Consider the following 17357-nt stretch of genomic DNA (forward strand, 5'->3'; position numbering starts at 1 on the left):
GGCTTGATCGCCGCAACGCAGGGGGCAGGGCATGATCACCACACGCAAGCGGATCTGGGGTTGGTTCTTTTTCGACTGGGCCAGCCAACCCTATAACACCCTGCTGCTGACCTTCATTTTCGCGCCCTTCATGAAGGAACTGCTGGGCAGCGGCTCGAACGCGCAGACGGTCTGGGGCTATGGCGTGGGCCTTGCAGGGCTGCTGATCGCGATCGCCTCGCCGCTTCTGGGGGCAATCGCCGACCGCTCGGGCCGCCGGATGCCGTTCATCTGGCTCTTTTCGCTGATGTATGTCCTGGGCGCCTGGGGCCTGTGGTATGCCGAGCCGGGCAATTTCAGTCTGATCCTGATCATGACCTCCTTCGCCATCGGCATGATCGGGATGGAGTTCGCCACCACCTTCACCAACGCGATGCTGCCCGACCTCGCGCCCCGCGAGGAGATCGGCAAGATCTCGGGCTCGGGCTGGGCCTTTGGCTATGTGGGCGGGATGGTCGCGCTGATCATCATGCTGGTGTTGTTGCAGGTGAACCCGAACACTGGCCGCACACTGGTCGGTCTGCCGCCGCTGTTCGGCCTTGATATCGCGACACGTGAGGATACGCGCATCGTCGGGCCGCTGACGGCGGTCTGGTATGCGGTCTTCATGATCCCCTTCTTCCTGTGGGTGCGCGAGCCGCGCCACCCCGGCGCAGTTCCGGTTGCCCGCGCCGCGCGCGAGGCCTGGCCGCAGTTGCGCCAAACCCTGCGCCGCCTGCCGCGCAACCGCAGCCTCTTTGCCTTCCTGCTGTCGTCGATGTTCTACCGCGATGCGCTGAACGGCATCTACACCTTCGGCGGGCTCTATGCGGCAGGGGTGCTGGACTGGTCCATCACCCAGATCGGTATCTTCGGCATTCTGGCCGCGATCACCGGAGCGATCTTTGCCTGGCTCGGCGGAAAGGCCGATGATCGCTTTGGCCCGAAGGCAGTGATCCTGTTCACTGTCGTGCTCCTGACCGCCGTCGTGGTCGGCGTCGTCTATATCTCGCGCGAGAGCGTATTCGGCGTGGCCGTCGGGCCTGACAGCATCCTGCCCGACGTGGCCTTCTATGTCATGGGCGGGCTGATCGGCGCGGGAGGCGGGGCGCTGCAAGCCGCGAGCCGCACGATGATGGTGCATCAGGCAGAGCCGGGCCGCATGACCGAAAGCTTTGGTCTTTACGCGCTGACCGGCAAGGCCACCGCTTTCATCGCTCCGCTCTCGATCGGGGTGGTGACGCATCTTACCGGCAATCAGGCGCTCGGCATCACTCCGCTCATCGTGCTTTTCGTTCTGGGGCTTGGGCTGCTAGGTTGGGTCAAGCCGAACGGCGCCCCGCAGCCCCAAAGCGCAGGATGACCCGAGATATGACCCTTGCCCACCTGACCCGCCCGCTTGCCCTTTGCCTTGCGCTGATCGCGGGCACCGCCGCCTCGGCCGAGCCGCTGGCCCGGCAGCTGTTTGGCGCGGCGAATGCCCCCTCGCAGCAGCGTGCGGCGGCGATCGGCTTCTATTCACGCGGATGCGCTGCGGGCCTCGTGGCCCTGCCCGAGACCGGCCCCACCTGGCAGGCCATGCGCCTGAGCCGCAACCGCAACTACGGCCAACCCGAGATGATCGCTTTCCTGAGCGATCTGTCGGCCTTCGCCGCAACCCTGCCGGGCTGGAAGGGGCTTTATATCGGCGATATCAGCCAGCCACGCGGCGGCCCGATGACTGGCGGCCACGCCAGTCACCAGATCGGCCTTGATGCCGATATCTGGATGCTGCCGCCGCAGCGCCTGAACCTCAGCCGTTCCGAGCGCGAAAAGATCAGTTCGGTCTCGATCCGCACCGCAGACCAGACCCGCACCAATGGCAACTGGTCGGCCCAGCATATGGCGCTGCTGCGCGCCGCCGCCTCGGACCCGCGGGTCGATCGCGTCTTTGTCGCAGCCGCCGCGAAGATCGCGATGTGCAACTCCACCCCGCGCGGCGATCGCAGCTGGCTGCAAAAGATCCGCCCGATCTATGGCCACGACTCGCATTTCCACGTGCGGCTGAAGTGCCCCCCCGGCCAAAGCGCGTGCGAGAGGCAAAAACCCACCGTGGCCGAGCTGTCGAAGGGCGGTGACGGCTGCGACGAGACCTTGAACTGGTGGGTAACGACCTATCTGGAAGAGTTGCGCAACCCGCCGAAAAAACCCAAGCGCACCGGCCCGCCCCCCAAGAACGCAAAAACCTACGTGATGTCGGACCTGCCAGGACAATGCAAAAACGTGCTCGCCTCGCGCTGATCGCGCTGGCCCTGGCTTTCGCGGGGCATCCCGCGACCGCTGCGGACCCCGCACTGCGGGCAGAGTTCCTGCAAACCTATGCCTGGAGCACAGCGAACGCCGCCTTCGGCGGGTTCTCGGGGCTGGAACTGGAAGATGACGGGCGCGATTTCGTCGCGCTCTCAGATCGCGCGACGCTGTGGCGCGGGCGGATAGCGCGCGATGCGACCGACCGGATCGTAGGCGTCAACGTACGTTCCGGACCGGTCAAGCTGCGCGACAGCAAGGGCGACGGCCTCGGCCAGTCGTCTGGCGATTCCGAGGGGCTGGCGCTGGCGCCTGACGGATCTGTCTACGTCTCGTTCGAGGGGCTGCACCGCGTGGCCCGCTACCCGCGCGATGACGGTCCGGCCGAGCGCCTGCCCCGCCCCGAGGCCTTCAAGCGGTTCCAGTCGAATTCCTCGCTTGAGGCACTGGCCATTGCGCCGGACGGCACGCTCTATACCCTGCCCGAGCGATCGGGGATGCTCAATCGCCCCTTCCCGGTCTGGCGTTATCGCGATGGCACGTGGGATCAGCCCTTCGCGATCCCGCGCGATGGCGACTGGCTGCCGGTAGGTGCGGATTTCGGGCCGGACGGGCGCTTCTATCTGCTTGAGCGCGACTTCTGGGGCCTGCTGGGTTTCCTGACCCGGGTGCGCGTCTTCGACATCGCGGGCGACAGCGTCACCGGCGGCGACGTTCTGCTGCAAACCCGTGCCGGGGTGCATGACAATCTCGAAGGCATCGCGGTCTGGCGTGACCGCGGCGGCGCGATCCGGCTGACGATGGTCGCAGATGACAATTTCCGGATCTTTCAGCGCACCGAACTGGTCGAATACCGGCTCAAGCCCTGAAATGGCTTGACCCAAGCGGGTAGAGCGCGTAAGCGCCGCGCTGCCCGGAGCCTCCGGGCCATGTCCCCGCTACCATGTAAAAACGGTGAAATCATGAACCGCTTCCTCCCCGGCATTCTTGCCATGGCCGCCATTGTCGTGGCCTCGAACATCCTGGTGCAATTCCTCGTCGGCGACTGGCTGACCTGGGGCGCCTTCACCTATCCCTTCGCCTTCCTCGTGACCGACGTGATGAACCGTGTCTATGGCCCCGCTGCCGCGCGCCGCGTTGTGGCCGCCGGCTTTGTCGTCGGTGTCATCTGCTCGCTCATCGGCACCCAGATCCAGGGCGAGTTCGGCCCCTATGTCACGCTGCGCATCGCCATCGGCTCGGGCACGGCCTTCCTGGTGGCCCAGATGATGGACATCGCCATCTTCGACCGTCTGCGCCGCGGCGTCTGGTGGGAGGCCCCGCTGGTCTCGACCATCGTGGGCTCCTCGCTCGACACGGCAATCTTCTTTTCGATCGCCTTCGCCGCGCAATTCGCCTTCATCGAGCCGCTCAACGATGTGTCCTGGGCGAACGAGGCGGTGCCGCTGGTCGGCATTGGCCCGATGGCCCCGCTCTGGGTCTCTTTGGCCGCTGCGGACTGGATTGTGAAAGTTGCGCTTTCTTTGGTCGCCCTTGTGCCTTTCAAGGCAATCGTCACGCGCCTATCGCCAAAGATTGCGTAATTTTTCTTGCCATACACAAAATCTGTGCCACCCTATCCTTATCGGCAACGCATGAAAGGAGGTGGTCCAGTGTCTAGAGTGATAGTGGAGAGAGGTGTCGGGACAGTCAGGGGGGCCGTGGCCTAAGGGCAAACCCAAGGGCAAATAACCCTGGCTGGGACGGAGGATCGACCAGACCCTAACCGGACCATCTCCGTAGATCTCGGGGGCCGCTGGCTTTGCCAAGCGGCCCTTTCTATTGCGCACCTCCCCGCGCGCCCGCCGCGCGCCGCCAGCCGATCTCGACACGCGCGCCGCGATGTGGTTTGGAGGGTCAGGGCGCCTTGGGCGCCGGGTTTCCGTAAGGCAGGGGAGCGGGCGAATGACCGACACTCAGACCGAGATCGCGGCGATGAGCTTCGAGGAGGCGATGAAGGCGCTGGAGCAGGTGGTGAACCAGCTTGAGCGCGGCGAGGTGCCGCTCGATCAGTCGATCGCCCTTTATGAACGCGGCGCCGCCTTGAAGGCGCGCTGCACCGAACTGCTGAAAGCCGCCGAGGAGCGGGTCGAAAAGATCACCCTAGGCGAAGGCGGAAAGCCCGCCGGAACGGTTCCGGTCGAAGGTCTTTGATGTTTCCCGAACGTCTGAGCGAAGTGCAGATTGCGGTTCAGCATGCGCTGGACCAGGCCGTCGCGCGCCTGCCCGCAGGCGATCTGCGCGATGCGATCGGCTACGCCGCGCAGGGCGGCAAACGGCTGCGCGCGTTCCTCGTGCTCGAATCCGCGGCGCTCTTCGGTATTTCGCAGGCGCAGGCCCTGCCCGCCGCCGCTGCGGTCGAGGCGCTGCACGCCTATTCGCTGGTGCATGACGACATGCCCTGCATGGATGACGACGCTCTGCGCCGGGGTCAGCCCACCGTCCATGTGAAGTGGGATGAGGCCACGGCCGTTCTGGCCGGAGACGCGCTGCAAACGCTGGCATTCGAGCTCTGCTGCGACCCGACCCTTGGCCCGGCAGATCGCCGCGTTGCCCTTGTGGCGGCGCTGGCGCAAGCCTCGGGCGCGGCGGGCATGGTCTATGGCCAGGCGCTCGACATCGCGGCCGAAACCGCTGCGGCGCCGCTGACGCTTGATGAAATCACCCGTCTGCAAGCAGGCAAGACCGGCGCGCTGATCTCATTCGCCGCCGAGGCGGGCGCGATCCTTGCGGGCGCCGACCGCGCGCCGCTGGCCGCCTATGCCCGCGCGCTTGGCCTTGCCTTCCAGATCGCCGACGACATTCTGGATGTCGAGGGCGATGCAGCACTTGTGGGCAAGCAGGTCGGCAAGGATGCGCAGGCCGGCAAGGCCACTTTCGTCTCGCTTTTGGGGCTGGAGAGCGCGAAATCCCGCGCCGCCGCCCTGATCGACGAGGCCGAGGCCGCACTTGCCCCCTATGGCGCAAAGGCGCAAAACTTGCGGGAAGCGGCGCGTTTCGTTATCTCGCGCGACAAATGACACGGGAACGCCGATGAGCCAGACCCCGCCTACCCCGATCCTTGACCGCGTGCGCCTGCCCTCGGACCTCAAGGCGCTGACCGACCGCGAGCTGCACCGGCTGGCGGATGAACTGCGTGCCGAGACGATCTCGGCGGTGTCGGTGACGGGCGGGCATCTGGGCGCGGGGCTTGGCGTGGTCGAACTGACCGTCGCGCTGCACGCGGTTTTCGATGCGCCGCGCGACAAGATCATCTGGGACGTGGGCCACCAGTGCTACCCCCACAAGATCCTGACCGGGCGGCGCGACCGCATCCGCACCCTGCGCACCAAGAACGGCCTCTCGGGCTTCACCAAGCGCTCGGAAAGCCACTATGACCCGTTCGGCGCGGGGCATAGCTCCACCTCGATCTCGGCGGCTGTGGGGTTTGCCATGGCGCGCGAGTTGGGGGCCGAGACGGGCGACGCCATTGCCGTGATCGGCGACGGGGCGATGTCGGGCGGCATGGCCTTCGAGGCGATGAACCATGCAGGGCACCTTGGCAAGCGGGTCTTTGTCGTGCTGAACGACAACGAAATGTCGATCGCGCCGCCGGTCGGTGCGCTGTCGAGCTACCTCACCCGGCTGTATTCCGAAGGCCCGATGCAGGATCTCAAATCCGTCGCCAAGGGCGCCGTGAGCCTGCTGCCCGAGCCCTTCCAGGAAGGCGCGCGCCGCGCCAAAGAGATGCTCAAGGGCATGGCCGTGGGCGGCACGCTGTTCGAAGAGTTGGGCTTCACCTATGTCGGCCCGGTCGATGGCCACGATCTGGACGCGCTGCTGCCGCTGCTGCGCACGCTGAAAGCACGCGCCACCGGCCCCGTTCTGATCCATGCGCTGACCAAGAAGGGCAAGGGCTATGCCCCCGCCGAAAGCCGCGCCGACCGGGGGCACGCGACCGCCAAGTTCGACGTGATCACCGGCGCACAGGTCAAGGCGCCCACGAACGCGCCCTCCTACACCAAGGTCTTCGCCGAAAGCCTCGTGCGCGAGGCCGAGGGCGACGAGAAGATCGTGGCGATCACCGCGGCCATGCCCGATGGCACCGGGCTGAACCTGTTCGCCGAGCGCTTCCCACGCCGCACCTTCGACGTGGGCATCGCCGAACAGCACGCCGTAACTTTCTCGGCCGGACTGGCCGCGACAGGGATGAAGCCCTTCTGCGCGATCTACTCGACCTTCCTGCAACGCGGCTACGACCAGATCGTGCATGACGTGGCGATCCAGCGTCTGCCGGTGCGCTTTGCGATCGACCGCGCGGGCCTGGTGGGCGCGGATGGCGCGACCCACGCGGGCAGCTACGATATCGGATTCATGGCCAACCTGCCTGGCATGGTGGTGATGGCCGCCGCCGACGAGGCCGAACTGGTTCATATGGTCGCTACCGCTGCCGCGCATGACGACGGCCCCATCGCCTTCCGCTATCCGCGCGGCGAGGGCATGGGCGTCGAGATGCCCGAGCGCGGTCAGCCACTGGAAATCGGCAAGGGCCGGATCGTGGCCGAGGGGGCGCGCGTTGCCATCCTGAGCTTCGGCACGCGCCTGGCCGAGGTACTGAAGGCGCGCGAGGCACTGTCCGCGCGCGGCCTTGCGCCGACCGTGGCGGACGCGCGCTTTGCCAAGCCGCTCGATACCGACCTGATCCTGCGGCTGGTGGCCGGGCATGAGGCACTGATCTGTATCGAAGAGGGCGCGGTGGGCGGCTTTGGCAGCCATGTCGCGCAGTTCCTGTCCGATCAGGGCGTGTTCGACCGGGGCTACAAGTTCCGCTCGATGGTGCTGCCCGATACGTTCATCGACCATGCGTCGCCCGAGGATATGTATGCCTCAGCGCGCATGAACGCCTCGGATATCGAGGCGAAGGTGCTTGAACTTCTGGGCGTGGCGGTCGCGAAGCGGGCCTGATCAGGCCCGGCTGATCCGCCAGGTTTGCAGGATATATTGCGCGCAGATCAGGTCGAGATGCGCGCCCCCGCCATTCTTGCTCAGCGTGATCTCGTCGTCCGAGCGGCGCGCGAAGGTGCCTGCGTGAATGTCGTAGTAATCCGCGATGATATCGGTCTCTGAGATCACGCCGCGCGCGAGCGGGTCCTTGAACTCGCCGATATGCTGGATCGTGGTCGCGCGGCTGTCGCAGAAGATGCGGGCGCGGCGCAGGGTCTCGTCATCGACCTCGCGCATGTCGGGCCGATAGGCGCCGATCAGGTCGAGATGCGTGCCCGGCTGCAGCCACTCGCCCCGGATATAGGGCTGAGAGGACATGGTGGTGCAGGCAATGATCTCGGCGCCGCGCACGGCGGTTTCCAGATCGGCCTCGGCGCGCGCACCGGTGCGCGCGGCCAGCGCCTCGGCGGTCAGATGGGTGCGGTTCCAGATCGTGAAGCGCGCCTGCGGGAAGGCCGCGCGATAAGCCTCGATCATCGAGGCGGCCACATGGCCAGCGCCGCAGATCAGGATCTCGCGCGCGTCAGGGCGGGCAAGGCGCCGCGCCGCCAGAAGGCTGTCGCCTGCGGTCTTCCACTTGGTGAGCAGCTTGAAGTCGACGAGGGCCTCAGGCATCCCGGTGCGGTCGCTGAGCAGGTTCACCGCGCCATTGACCATGGGCAGACCCGCCTCCGGGTTGCCCGGCATGATCGTGGCCGATTTCACCGCGATTCCGAGACCCGAGATCCAGGCCGAGCGGGTCAGCAGCGTGTCCTCGCCGCGATAGAGGAAGGTGTCGGCCACCTCGGCGCGCGGCAGGCGGTGGCCCGCCTCGAAGGCCTCGGTCAGGATGATCCAGTCAAGCAGACCCTCGGCCTCAGACCCGATGATATCGATGCTCATTCCGCCTCCGCGTCGCTCAATAGCCCCTCGGCCACAAGGCGCGCGGCCCAGCCGGCCGGCCCCTCGAAGAGATGCGTTTTCCAGCCGCGCAGATGCGCCGCAGCGATATTGTCTGCCCGGTCGTCGGTGAACAGAAGCTGCGCGCCCACCATGCCAGAAGCCTGCTCGACCATCTCGTAGATACGCGCCTCGGGCTTGATCACGCCCATATGCCCCGAGATGAAGGGCCGGTCGAAATCGCGCAGGAAGGGATAATGCGTGCAGGCATAATCGAATGAGCCGATGCCGAAATTCGTCAGCGAAAAGACCGGCACGCCGCGCGCCTGCAAGGCCTGCATCAGCCGCAGCGAGCGCGGGATGACCGGCGCGGCCATCTGAATCCAGTCGTCATGCCACAGCCGGATCTTCTCGCGCCACTGCGGATAACGCTCGGCCCAGTCGTAGATTGTCTCGCGGAACGAACCGCCACGGTCGATGATATCGTTCATCCCGTGCAGATCGACCTCGGCGAACATCGCCTCGCGCTCGGCGCGCGGCATGATCTGGTCGTAATACCGCTCGGGCTGCCATTCGATCAGCACGTTGCCGATATCGAAGATCACCGCTTCAACCATTCGCTTCCCTCATTGCTGCGCGCACGGTCCGGTCTAGCACATCGAGAAAGCGCGACCGATCGGCCTTGGAGAACGCACGCCCCCCGCCCTGCCGGAACGGATCGGCCGAACGCAGGTCGGCCATCAGATCGCGCGTCGCCAGGACATTGCCGATATTGGCGGGGGTCAGGGCCTCGCCATCGGGGCGCAACACGCGCGCCCCCGCCGCGACGCATTTCGCGGCCAGCGGGATGTCGTTGGTCACCACAACGTCGCCGCGCCCGGCGCGGTCGGCGATATGCATGTCGGCCACGTCCGGCCCTTCGGCCACATAAACCATCTGGATCAGCGGATTGGCCGAGGGGCGCAGCCCACCGTTCGACACGAAGGACGCCGGATGGCCGAGGCGTGTCGCCACGCGCTCGATCTCGGCCTTCACCGGGCAGGCATCGGCATCGACCCAGATCACCGCCAGAGCGCCTCGGCGTGGAAGGCGATATGGTCAGGCATGAAGGTCGAGACGAAGAAATAGCTGTGATCGTAGCCCGCCTGCATGCGGAAGACGCCCGGCTGGCGGCGCGCGGCCATCGCGGCGGCCAGCGCCTCGGGGCGCAGAAGGTCAAGGAACTGGTCGTCGCTGCCCTGGTCGATCAGCACATCGCCATCGAAGCCCACCCGGTTCATCAGGTGGGTGGCATCATGATCGAGCCAGGTGTTTTCATCCGCGCCCAGATAGGCCGTCAGTTGCTTGCGCCCCCAATCCGATTGCGAGGGCTGCGCGATCGGCGCGAATGCCGAGACCGAGCGGAACCGCCCCGGCAGCAGCATCGCCAGCGTCAGCGCGCCATGCCCGCCCATCGAGTGCCCGGTGATCGACTGGCGATCCTCGTCAATGTCGAAAGCGGCGGTGACGATGCGCGGCAGCTCATCGGCGATATAGTCCCACATGCGGAAATGGGGCGCCCAGGGTTCTTGCGTGGCGTTGACGTAAAAGCCCGCGCCCTGCCCCAGATCGTACGCATCGTCATTGGCCACATGCGCACCGCGCGGCGAGGTATCGGGGAAGCACAGCGCGATGCCATGCTCCGCCGCCCATTGCTGCGCCCCGGCCTTCACCATCGCGTTTTCATGTGTGCAGGTCAGGCCCGACAGATACCACAGCAACGGAACCGGTCCCTGCTCGGCCTCCTCGGGCAGGAACAGGCCAAAAGTCATCGCGCATCCGGTGGCCTCGGACTGGTGGGTATAGACCCCCTGCATGCCGCCAAAACACTTGTTTTCCGAAACCGTGTGCATGGGCTCTCCTATCGTGTAACCCAGGCGATAACGCCCGGAATGGTCAGAATGCTGATCGCCGTCGAAATCAGAATCGCGGTTGAGACGCGCTGAGGCGCAACGCCGTAATGCGCGGCCAGAATGTAGACATTTCCCGCCACCGGCAAGGCCGCAGCGGAGATCATCACCCCCGCGGCGTAGGGTTCCACGTCGAACACCGCGAGCGCCGCGATACCAACCGCCAGCGGATGCAGGAAGAGCTTGGCCGAAGACAGCCAGATCGCCGGCGCGACCCGCTCGGCCGAGCGGTCCGCCAGCGAGGCACCGATGGCGAAAAGCGCGCCGGGCGTGGCCGCCGCCCCAAGGATCGAGACGAAATCCTGCAAGGGCGCGGGCATGGGGATATGCAGCCCCGCCCAGAGCAGCCCCGCCGCCATCGACACGATCATCGGATTCTTCACCAGACCAAGCGCCAGCGGCGCAACGGCAATGCGACCGTGCCGAGCCACGGTGATGATCATGGTGATGATCGAGGAAAACACGATCAGATCGATCGCCAGCACCATCAGCACCGGCCCGACAGCAGGCGGCCCGAGCAGCACCACCAGCATCGGCACTCCGAGAAAGCCGGTATTGCCGGTCATCGCGGTGTGGGCCTCCATCGCGGCCTCGCTGAGCGGGCGGCCGCGCGCCTTGGCGACCGCGAAGCCGATCACCCAGACGAGCGCCGAGCCCAGCAGATAGGCGAGGAAGAACTGCGGATCGAACAGTTCCTCAAGCTTCAGCGTCGCGGTGAAGCGAAAGAGCATCGCCGAAAGGGCAAAATAGAAGACGAATTTCGTCAGCCAGGCCGTTGCCTCGGCGGGAAAGAAACGGATCCGACCGGCGAACCAGCCCAGTCCGATCAGGCCGAAAAATGGAAGCGTCTTGAGAAATATCTCCAGCATGGCCAAGCGCTAACACGCAGATTCCGCTTGCGCCAGTGCCCTCAGCCTCCCCCGATCAACACCCCAGCGGCAAAGACCAGCGCGCCGCCCAGAACGACCTGCATGACAGCGCGCATGAAGGGCGTCTCCATGTAGCGGTTCTGGATCCAGGCGATGGCCCAAAGCTCGACGAAGACGACAATCATCGCGATCACGGTGGCGGTCCAGAAATCGGGGATCAGATAGGGCAGCGCGTGGCCAAGACCGCCCACCGTCGTCATGATGCCCGAGGCGAAGCCGCGCTTGACCGGCGAGCCGCGCCCGGAGATGACGCCATCGTCATGCGCGGCCTCGGTAAAGCCCATCGAGATCCCCGCACCGACCGAGGCTGCAAGGCCCACGAGAAACGTCGTCCAGGTATCCTGCGTGGCGAAGGCCGTCGCGAAGATCGGCGCGAGCGTCGAGACCGAACCATCCATCAGCCCCGCAAGGCCGGGCTGCACCCAGGTCAGGATGAACTGGCGATGCGCGGCGCGGTCCTCCTCTTCCTTGGTCTCTTCGGGCAGATGCTTGGCCTCAAGCTGGGTTGCTTTCTTCTCATGGCCCATCTCTGCCGCGGCCAGATCGCCAAGCAGCTTGCGCGTGGCCGCATCCGAGGTGCGCTGCGCGGCGAGCGTGTAGAACTTGCCCGCCTCGCGCTCCATCGCCTCGGCCTCGGCGCGGATCGTTTCAAGTGGCAGGTTCTTGGTCAGCCAGATCGGCTTGCGGGCGTAGAAACCCGCAACGTGTTCACGTCGGATCAGCGGAATGACATCGCCAAAACGCGCCTGATGACGCTCGATCAACGACTGGCGGTGATGATCCTCTTCGGCGGCCATACCCTCGAACACGGCGGCAGAGGAAGGGTATTCGGCGCGCAGATGCTCGGCGTATTGGCGATAGATGCGGGCGTCGTCCTCCTCGGAGGAAATCGCGAGCGCCAGAACCTCCTGCTCGGACAGATCGGCAAAGCGTCGGCGGTTGGCGAGGCCGGGGATCATGGCAGGCTCCTTTTTAGAATGATTCCAAAATATGGAATAACGCATGGCTTGCAAGTGCCGATATTGAACCGCTTAGTTCAGAATCAACTTGCGGAACTAAACCGACCGGTTCATATAATCCATATGAACCGACTCGTTCAGTTTGGAGACGTGAGATGAAACGCATCCTTCTCAGCCTTGCATTGGTGACTGTATCGGCCGCTTCGGCCGCAGCCTATGGCGTCGATCTTCCTCGCCTGAGCTTCCCGAGCCAAGGCGAGCAAGTGACGCAGGGCTGCGATATCGCGACTCAGTCCTGCGAGGAGTGAGTTGCCCCAAGATGCGCCTGGCCCCGCTTGGCGGCCAGCTGCATCTGGTGCTCGCGCTCGCGGAACCGCGCGCGGTCGGCATCGGAATATTCGTCGATGCAGCGATGGCAGCTGACGCCCTGCTCGAATTCCGGGCGTAGCTTGTCCTCGGCCGAGACCGGGCGGCGGCAGGCGTGACAGCTGTCGTAATCGCCCTGCTTCAAGCCATGGCGCAGGCTGACGCGACCATCGAAGACGAAACAATCGCCCTCCCACAGGCTTTCGGTCTCGGGCACATCCTCAAGATATTGCAGGATGCCGCCCTTGAGGTGGTAGACCTCTTCCACCCCCTGGCTAAGCAGATAGTTCGTCGATTTTTCGCAACGGATACCGCCGGTGCAGAACATCGCAACGCGCTTGTTGTGGAACCGCGCGGCGTTCTCTTGCCACCATTGCGGAAACTCGCGGAAGCTGCGGGTCTTGGGGTCGATCGCGCCCTTGAAGGTACCGATCTCGACCTCGTAATCGTTGCGCGTGTCGATCACCACGACATCGGGGGCCGAGATCAGCTCGTTCCAGTCCTGTGGTGCTACGTAATGGCCGACCGACGCGCGCGGATCGACATCGGGCTCGCCCATCGTCACGATCTCGCGCTTGAGGCGCACCTTCATCTTGCCGAAAGGCATCTCTCGCGCGGCGCTTTCCTTCCATGCAAGCGTCGTACAGCCCGGCAAGGCGCGCAAATGCGCCAGCACGGCGTCAATCCCCTCGCGCGTGCCCGCAATGGTGCCGTTGATCCCTTCGCGCGCAAGCAAGAGCGAGCCTTTCACGCCCATCGAGCAGGCCAACCGAGCCAGCGGCGCCTGAAGCGCTGCGGGGTTTTCGAAACGGGTGAAGTGATAGAGGGCGGCGACGGTATACATAGCCCCCCTCTAGCGCCGAACCGGGGGCGCTGGCAAGCCGGGCGGCTCAGGCGGCGAAAGTATAGACGTTGCCACCCGCAGCCCGCGCTGCGCGGATACGCGCCTCGAGCCGCTCTTGCAGATCCTCAAGGGTGATATGCTCGGACAGGTTCGAGGCGAGGATCTCGCGCATCGGGCCGTTCGAGGCGATGCGCAGCATCTTGCGGCCCCGGCGGCGATGCAGCCAAAGCGCCGTGATCTCGCGGTAGGGAATATGCACGGGCTTCGACCCCATCGGCCCGGGCAGACTGAGCGTGTCGGGGCCCAGCACGATCTCTTCCTTGCGGCCTGCGGTGCGGATCAGGGTAATCAACCCGACAACCAGGAACACCGCCGCGCAGCCCACGAAGAACATGAAGAACGCCCGCGCGCCCATCCCCCCCGCGCCATCTGCCGGGTAAGAGATGATCGGGTTGTCCGAGAACGCCGCATGCCAGGAAAACAGCAGCACGAACAGGAACATGGCAATCGCCAGCAGCAGCTCCAGCGGGCGGCGGTAGAACGGGAGGGTCTCGGTCGTCATGGCGCGGCCTACAGCTTGAACAAAATAACTTACCTGCGATGCTAGAGGATGAATCTGGCAGAATTGGGACGCAAGAGGAAACAATGTCGGGCGAAACCGAAGCTTTGATCGTGATTGACGTGCAGAATGATTTCTGCCCCGGCGGCGCCTTGGCGGTCACGGGCGGGGATGAGATTATCCCGCGTATCAACGCGCTGATGCAGGAATTCCCCGTCACCGTCCTGACGCAGGACTGGCACCCCGAGGAGCATTCCTCCTTCGCGGCCATGCATGATGGCAAGTCGCCTTTCGAAACAATCGAGATGCCCTACGGTCCGCAGACGCTGTGGCCCGCGCATTGCGTCTGGGGCAGCAAGGGCGCGGCGCTTCACCCGCGCCTTGCCATCGATCCGGCCGATCTGATCATCCGCAAGGGCTTTCGCCCCGAGATCGATAGCTACTCGGCGTTTTTCGAGAACGACCACGCCACGCCGACGGGCCTTGCGGGCTACCTGCGCGAACGGGGCATCACCGATCTGACCTTTGTCGGTCTCGCGCTCGATTTCTGCGTGGCCTGGTCGGCCATCGACGCGGCCAAACTTGGGTTCAACGTGCGGGTGCTTGAGGGCGCCTGCCGCGCCATCGACCTGAACGGCTCGCTTGCCGCCGCGCGCGACGCGATGCGCGCCGCCGGCGTTGTGCTCGCGGCATGAGAGGAGGCCCGAGATGGTCGATATCGCCACCCGCGTCTATAACCACAAGTGGAAGATCGACCCGATCGTCCGCTCCCTGATCGACACCGATTTCTACAAGCTCTTGATGTGTCAGTCGATTTTCCGCAACAAGCGGGACACGACGGTCACCTTCAGCCTGCACAACCGCTCGAAATCCATTCGCCTGGCCGAGTTGATCGACGAGGGTGAGCTGCGCCAGCAGCTTGACTACGCACGTGACCTGCGGCTGGCGCGCGGCGAAAGCACCTGGCTGCGCGGCAATACCTTCTACGGTAAGCGCCAGATGTTCCGCCCCGATTTCATGGAGTGGTTCGAGGGTTTCCAGCTACCGCCCTATCACCTTGAGGTGCGCGACGGGCAATATGACCTGACCTTCGAGGGCAAGTGGCACGAGGTCATGCTGTGGGAGATCCCGGCGCTGGCGATCCTGATGGAGCTACGCTCGCGCGCGGTGCTGAACGCGATGGGTCGGTTCGAGTTGCAGGTGCTCTACGCCCGCGCCATGGCCCGCGTCTGGGAAAAGATCGAGGCACTCAAGGGTATCCCCGGCCTGCGCATCGCCGATTTCGGCACGCGGCGCCGCCATGGTTTCCTGTGGCAGGACTGGTGCGTGCAGGCGATGATCGAGGGCCTGGGCGACGCGGCCAAGGGTGGCGCCTTTACCGGTACTTCGAACTGCCTGATCGCCATGCGGCGCGACCTTGAGGCCGTCGGCACCAACGCGCATGAGCTGCCCATGGTCTATGCAGCGCTGGCCGATAGCGACGCAGCCCTGCGCGAGGCGCCCTACAAGGTTCTGGCCGACTGGCAGGAAGAGCATGAAGGCAACCTGCGCATCATTCTGCCCGACACCTACGGAACCAGGGGCTTTCTGGAGCACGCGCCCGACTGGCTCGCGGGCTGGACGGGCATCCGCATCGACTCGGGCGATCCGGTCGAGGGGGCCGAGACCGCGATCAAATGGTGGAAGGCGCGCGGCGAAGACCCGACGCAGAAGCTCGTGATCTTCTCGGACGGGCTCGATGTCGAGAAGATCCGCGAGTTACACGAACATTTCGCCGGTCGGGTCCGGGTCAGCTTTGGTTGGGGCACGCTGCTCACCAATGACTTCCGCGGCCTCGTGCCCGACGGCGGGCTGGCGCCGTTCAGCCTGGTGTGCAAGGCGATCAGCGCCGAGGGGCGCCCGACTGTCAAGCTGTCTGACAACCCCGAAAAGGCGCTTGGACCGGCGGATGAGATCACCCGCTACAAGCGCGTCTTCGGGGTCGGCCAGCAAGAGGCCATGCCGGTCGTCGTTTAACCGGCAAGCCCGTTGAGCAGCACGTAAAGCAGCGCCGAAAGCCCGGCCGAGGCCGGCACGGTGATGATCCAGGCCGCAGCGACCGTCAGCATATGCGAGCGGCGCACCAGCAGGCGGCGCGAGCGTTCCTCGGGCGGGATCGGCTTGCCCTTTTGCAGACCCAGTTGTCGCACCCGGCGCTCGGCGTGCCATTCGCGGTAGAAGCCCACGCCGAAGATCGCGCCGACCGCGATATGGGTCGAGGACACCGGCAGGCCAAGCCACGAGGCCACGATCACCGTGATCGCCGCCGACAGCGCCACGCAATAGGCGCGCATCGGGTTGAGCTTGGTGATCTCGGACCCAACGAGCCGGATCAGCTTGGGTCCGAACAGGATCAGACCGACCGAGATGCCAAGCGCGCCGACCACCATGACCCAGATCGGGATACCGACCTTGTCGGTGATGTCCCCGGCCTCGACGGCATGAACCACCGCCGCCAGCGGACCGACCGCGTTGGCCACGTCATTCGCGCCATGGGCAAAGGACAGAAGTGCCGCCGACACCACAAGCGGGATCGAGAACAGTTTCTTAAGCGACTTCTTCCGGTTCTCCAGCCCCTCTGACTGGCGCCGGATCAGCGGAACCGAGGCCGCCCAGGAGATCACGCCCGCAGCAAGCCCGATCAACAGCGCATGGGTCATCGAGATGCTGAAGACCCGCTTGAGACCCTTGATCGCGAGATAGGCGGCAAAAGCGCCGGCCATGATCCCGATCAGCACCGGCACCCAGCGGCGCGCGGCAGCGATCTTGTCATCGGCATACATGATATTGGCCTTGATGAAGGCCAGGAAGATCGCCGCAATGATCCCGCCCAAAACCGGCGAGACGACCCAGCTCAGCGCGATGGTTCCCATCGCGCTCCAGTTTACCGCCCCGAAGCCTGCCGCAACGATCCCCGCCCCGACAACGCCCCCGACGATCGAATGCGTCGTCGAGACCGGCGCACCAACGGCGGTGGCAAGATTCAGCCAGAGCGCTGCAGCCAGCAGCGCCGCCATCATGGCCCAGACGAAATGCGCGCTGTCGGTCACGACGCCAGGCGCGAGAATGCCGGTCGAGACGGTCTTGACCACATCTCCCCCCGCGATCAGCGCACCTGCGGTTTCAAAGACGGCCGCGATGATCAGCGCGCCGCCCAGCGTCAGCGCGTTGGCGCCGACGGCGGGGCCCATGTTGTTGGCAACGTCGTTGGCGCCGATGTTCAGCGCCATATAGGCGCCGATGGCCGCCGCCGCGATCACGATCAGCGCGCCGGGCTGCGAGCCCATCAGGATCGCCGCCGCGATCCCCGCCAGCACGATGAAGGCCAGGGCGATTCCCGGCGCGACAAGCGGCCGCGAGACGAACATCGTCGCCTCCTCCAGCCGCCCGATACGGCCCAAATCCTTGTCGAGCGTTTTCCACTGGTTCACCGGAGGCGTTGCCATGCCCTCTCCCCGCTTGTCATATTACTGACGTTAAACCGTCACAGTCGGGCGGCGGGGTAGC

The 17357-nt window shown here is 65.3% G+C and carries 19 protein-coding genes; 10 read left to right on the plus strand and 9 right to left on the minus strand.

Annotated features, from left to right (window positions below; all coding sequences use genetic code 11):
* Nucleotides 1–31 precede the first annotated feature (31 nt).
* The 7 genes from N3C64_RS06025 (at nt 32) to dxs (ending at nt 7287) form a co-directional block, all read left to right on the plus strand.
* On the plus strand, nt 32–1381 hold the full coding sequence (locus tag N3C64_RS06025; protein ID WP_260012826.1) for an MFS transporter: 1350 nt from the start codon (nt 32–34) through the stop codon (nt 1379–1381).
* Nucleotides 1382–1389: 8 nt separating this feature from the next.
* Nucleotides 1390–2298, plus strand: coding sequence for a penicillin-insensitive murein endopeptidase (mepA, locus tag N3C64_RS06030; RefSeq protein ID WP_218628884.1), 909 nt, complete (start codon nt 1390–1392; stop codon nt 2296–2298).
* Nucleotides 2271–3173, plus strand: coding sequence for an esterase-like activity of phytase family protein (locus N3C64_RS06035; RefSeq protein WP_260012828.1), 903 nt, complete (start codon nt 2271–2273; stop codon nt 3171–3173). The genes mepA and N3C64_RS06035 overlap by 28 nt, the downstream gene beginning before the upstream one ends.
* Nucleotides 3174–3266: 93 nt before the next feature.
* The gene (locus N3C64_RS06040; RefSeq protein WP_218628886.1) at nt 3267–3887 is read left to right on the plus strand and encodes a queuosine precursor transporter; all 621 of its coding nucleotides are present in this window, start codon (nt 3267–3269) and stop codon (nt 3885–3887) included.
* Between the two features lie 361 nt (nt 3888–4248).
* Complete coding sequence (locus N3C64_RS06045; protein WP_260012829.1) at nt 4249–4497, plus strand: exodeoxyribonuclease VII small subunit; 249 nt, start codon at nt 4249–4251, stop codon at nt 4495–4497.
* Nucleotides 4497–5363, plus strand: coding sequence for a polyprenyl synthetase family protein (locus N3C64_RS06050; protein ID WP_260012831.1), 867 nt, complete (start codon nt 4497–4499; stop codon nt 5361–5363). The genes N3C64_RS06045 and N3C64_RS06050 overlap by 1 nt, the downstream gene beginning before the upstream one ends.
* A gap of 13 nt (nt 5364–5376) precedes the next feature.
* Nucleotides 5377–7287 carry a 1-deoxy-D-xylulose-5-phosphate synthase gene (gene dxs / locus N3C64_RS06055; protein WP_260012832.1) on the plus strand — a complete coding sequence of 637 codons (1911 nt, stop codon included), beginning with the start codon at nt 5377–5379 and terminating at the stop codon, nt 7285–7287.
* Here the strand turns inward: dxs and N3C64_RS06060 are convergent, their stop codons facing one another.
* From N3C64_RS06060 to mbfA, 6 genes are read right to left on the minus strand one after another with little or no spacing between them, the layout of a single operon-like run.
* A complete protein-coding gene (locus tag N3C64_RS06060) occupies nt 7288–8208 on the minus strand; it encodes an ornithine cyclodeaminase family protein (protein ID WP_260012834.1) in 921 nt (306 codons plus the stop codon).
* Complete coding sequence (locus N3C64_RS06065; RefSeq protein WP_260012841.1) at nt 8205–8822, minus strand: HAD family hydrolase; 618 nt, start codon at nt 8820–8822, stop codon at nt 8205–8207. Before N3C64_RS06065 ends, N3C64_RS06060 begins: the two co-directional genes overlap by 4 nt.
* Complete coding sequence (locus tag N3C64_RS06070; protein ID WP_260012844.1) at nt 8815–9270, minus strand: YaiI/YqxD family protein; 456 nt, start codon at nt 9268–9270, stop codon at nt 8815–8817. Before N3C64_RS06070 ends, N3C64_RS06065 begins: the two co-directional genes overlap by 8 nt.
* Nucleotides 9267–10097 (minus strand): S-formylglutathione hydrolase, encoded by an 831-nt coding sequence (fghA, locus tag N3C64_RS06075; protein ID WP_260012846.1) that lies wholly within the window; start codon nt 10095–10097, stop codon nt 9267–9269. The genes N3C64_RS06070 and fghA overlap by 4 nt, the downstream gene beginning before the upstream one ends.
* A gap of 8 nt (nt 10098–10105) precedes the next feature.
* Entirely contained in the window at nt 10106–11023 is a 918-nt protein-coding gene (locus tag N3C64_RS06080; protein ID WP_218628893.1) for an AEC family transporter, read from the minus strand.
* Nucleotides 11024–11064: 41 nt separating this feature from the next.
* Nucleotides 11065–12042 carry an iron exporter MbfA gene (gene mbfA, locus N3C64_RS06085; RefSeq protein WP_260012849.1) on the minus strand — a complete coding sequence of 326 codons (978 nt, stop codon included), beginning with the start codon at nt 12040–12042 and terminating at the stop codon, nt 11065–11067.
* A 155-nt stretch (nt 12043–12197) separates the two neighbouring features.
* Between mbfA and N3C64_RS06090 the strand changes: the two genes are divergently transcribed.
* Nucleotides 12198–12350, plus strand: coding sequence for a hypothetical protein (locus tag N3C64_RS06090; RefSeq protein WP_218628895.1), 153 nt, complete (start codon nt 12198–12200; stop codon nt 12348–12350).
* Here N3C64_RS06090 and trhO read toward each other — a convergent pair.
* Entirely contained in the window at nt 12332–13252 is a 921-nt protein-coding gene (gene trhO, locus N3C64_RS06095) for an oxygen-dependent tRNA uridine(34) hydroxylase TrhO (RefSeq protein ID WP_260012851.1), read from the minus strand. The genes N3C64_RS06090 and trhO overlap by 19 nt on opposite strands.
* A 46-nt stretch (nt 13253–13298) precedes the next feature.
* Nucleotides 13299–13814: a hypothetical protein gene (locus tag N3C64_RS06100; protein WP_260012853.1), complete on the minus strand. Its 516-nt coding sequence runs from the start codon at nt 13812–13814 to the stop codon at nt 13299–13301.
* 83 nt (nt 13815–13897) lie between these two features.
* Between N3C64_RS06100 and pncA the strand changes: the two genes are divergently transcribed.
* Nucleotides 13898–14506, plus strand: a complete 609-nt coding sequence (pncA, locus tag N3C64_RS06105; protein WP_260012855.1) for a bifunctional nicotinamidase/pyrazinamidase — start codon at nt 13898–13900, stop codon at nt 14504–14506.
* A gap of 13 nt (nt 14507–14519) precedes the next feature.
* Entirely contained in the window at nt 14520–15827 is a 1308-nt protein-coding gene (gene pncB / locus N3C64_RS06110) for a nicotinate phosphoribosyltransferase (protein WP_260012858.1), read from the plus strand.
* Here pncB and N3C64_RS06115 read toward each other — a convergent pair.
* Complete coding sequence (locus N3C64_RS06115; RefSeq protein ID WP_260012859.1) at nt 15824–17296, minus strand: inorganic phosphate transporter; 1473 nt, start codon at nt 17294–17296, stop codon at nt 15824–15826. The two genes, pncB and N3C64_RS06115, sit on opposite strands and share 4 nt — an antisense overlap.
* Nucleotides 17297–17357 lie beyond the last annotated feature (61 nt).

The sequence above is a fragment of the Sedimentimonas flavescens genome, assembly GCF_025154035.1.
Taxonomy (GTDB): domain Bacteria; phylum Pseudomonadota; class Alphaproteobacteria; order Rhodobacterales; family Rhodobacteraceae; genus Rhodobacter; species Rhodobacter flavescens.

Excerpts from the sequence above, each read along its gene's own strand:
- N3C64_RS06040 (WP_218628886.1), top strand. The coding sequence starts at position 3,267 with ATGAACCGCTTCCTCCCCGGCATTCTTGCCATGGCCGCCATTGTCGTG.
- N3C64_RS06025 (WP_260012826.1), top strand. The coding sequence starts at position 32 with ATGATCACCACACGCAAGCGGATCTGGGGTTGGTTCTTTTTCGACTGG.
- N3C64_RS06080 (WP_218628893.1), bottom strand. The coding sequence starts at position 11,023 with ATGCTGGAGATATTTCTCAAGACGCTTCCATTTTTCGGCCTGATCGGA.
- trhO (WP_260012851.1), bottom strand. The coding sequence starts at position 13,252 with ATGTATACCGTCGCCGCCCTCTATCACTTCACCCGTTTCGAAAACCCC.
- N3C64_RS06060 (WP_260012834.1), bottom strand. The coding sequence starts at position 8,208 with ATGAGCATCGATATCATCGGGTCTGAGGCCGAGGGTCTGCTTGACTGG.
- N3C64_RS06090 (WP_218628895.1), top strand. The coding sequence starts at position 12,198 with ATGAAACGCATCCTTCTCAGCCTTGCATTGGTGACTGTATCGGCCGCT.
- N3C64_RS06035 (WP_260012828.1), top strand. The coding sequence starts at position 2,271 with ATGCAAAAACGTGCTCGCCTCGCGCTGATCGCGCTGGCCCTGGCTTTC.
- N3C64_RS06115 (WP_260012859.1), bottom strand. The coding sequence starts at position 17,296 with ATGGCAACGCCTCCGGTGAACCAGTGGAAAACGCTCGACAAGGATTTG.
- pncB (WP_260012858.1), top strand. The coding sequence starts at position 14,520 with ATGGTCGATATCGCCACCCGCGTCTATAACCACAAGTGGAAGATCGAC.
- mepA (WP_218628884.1), top strand. The coding sequence starts at position 1,390 with ATGACCCTTGCCCACCTGACCCGCCCGCTTGCCCTTTGCCTTGCGCTG.
- N3C64_RS06100 (WP_260012853.1), bottom strand. The coding sequence starts at position 13,814 with ATGACGACCGAGACCCTCCCGTTCTACCGCCGCCCGCTGGAGCTGCTG.
- fghA (WP_260012846.1), bottom strand. The coding sequence starts at position 10,097 with ATGCACACGGTTTCGGAAAACAAGTGTTTTGGCGGCATGCAGGGGGTC.
- N3C64_RS06045 (WP_260012829.1), top strand. The coding sequence starts at position 4,249 with ATGACCGACACTCAGACCGAGATCGCGGCGATGAGCTTCGAGGAGGCG.
- N3C64_RS06050 (WP_260012831.1), top strand. The coding sequence starts at position 4,497 with ATGTTTCCCGAACGTCTGAGCGAAGTGCAGATTGCGGTTCAGCATGCG.
- pncA (WP_260012855.1), top strand. The coding sequence starts at position 13,898 with ATGTCGGGCGAAACCGAAGCTTTGATCGTGATTGACGTGCAGAATGAT.
- dxs (WP_260012832.1), top strand. The coding sequence starts at position 5,377 with ATGAGCCAGACCCCGCCTACCCCGATCCTTGACCGCGTGCGCCTGCCC.
- N3C64_RS06065 (WP_260012841.1), bottom strand. The coding sequence starts at position 8,822 with ATGGTTGAAGCGGTGATCTTCGATATCGGCAACGTGCTGATCGAATGG.
- mbfA (WP_260012849.1), bottom strand. The coding sequence starts at position 12,042 with ATGATCCCCGGCCTCGCCAACCGCCGACGCTTTGCCGATCTGTCCGAG.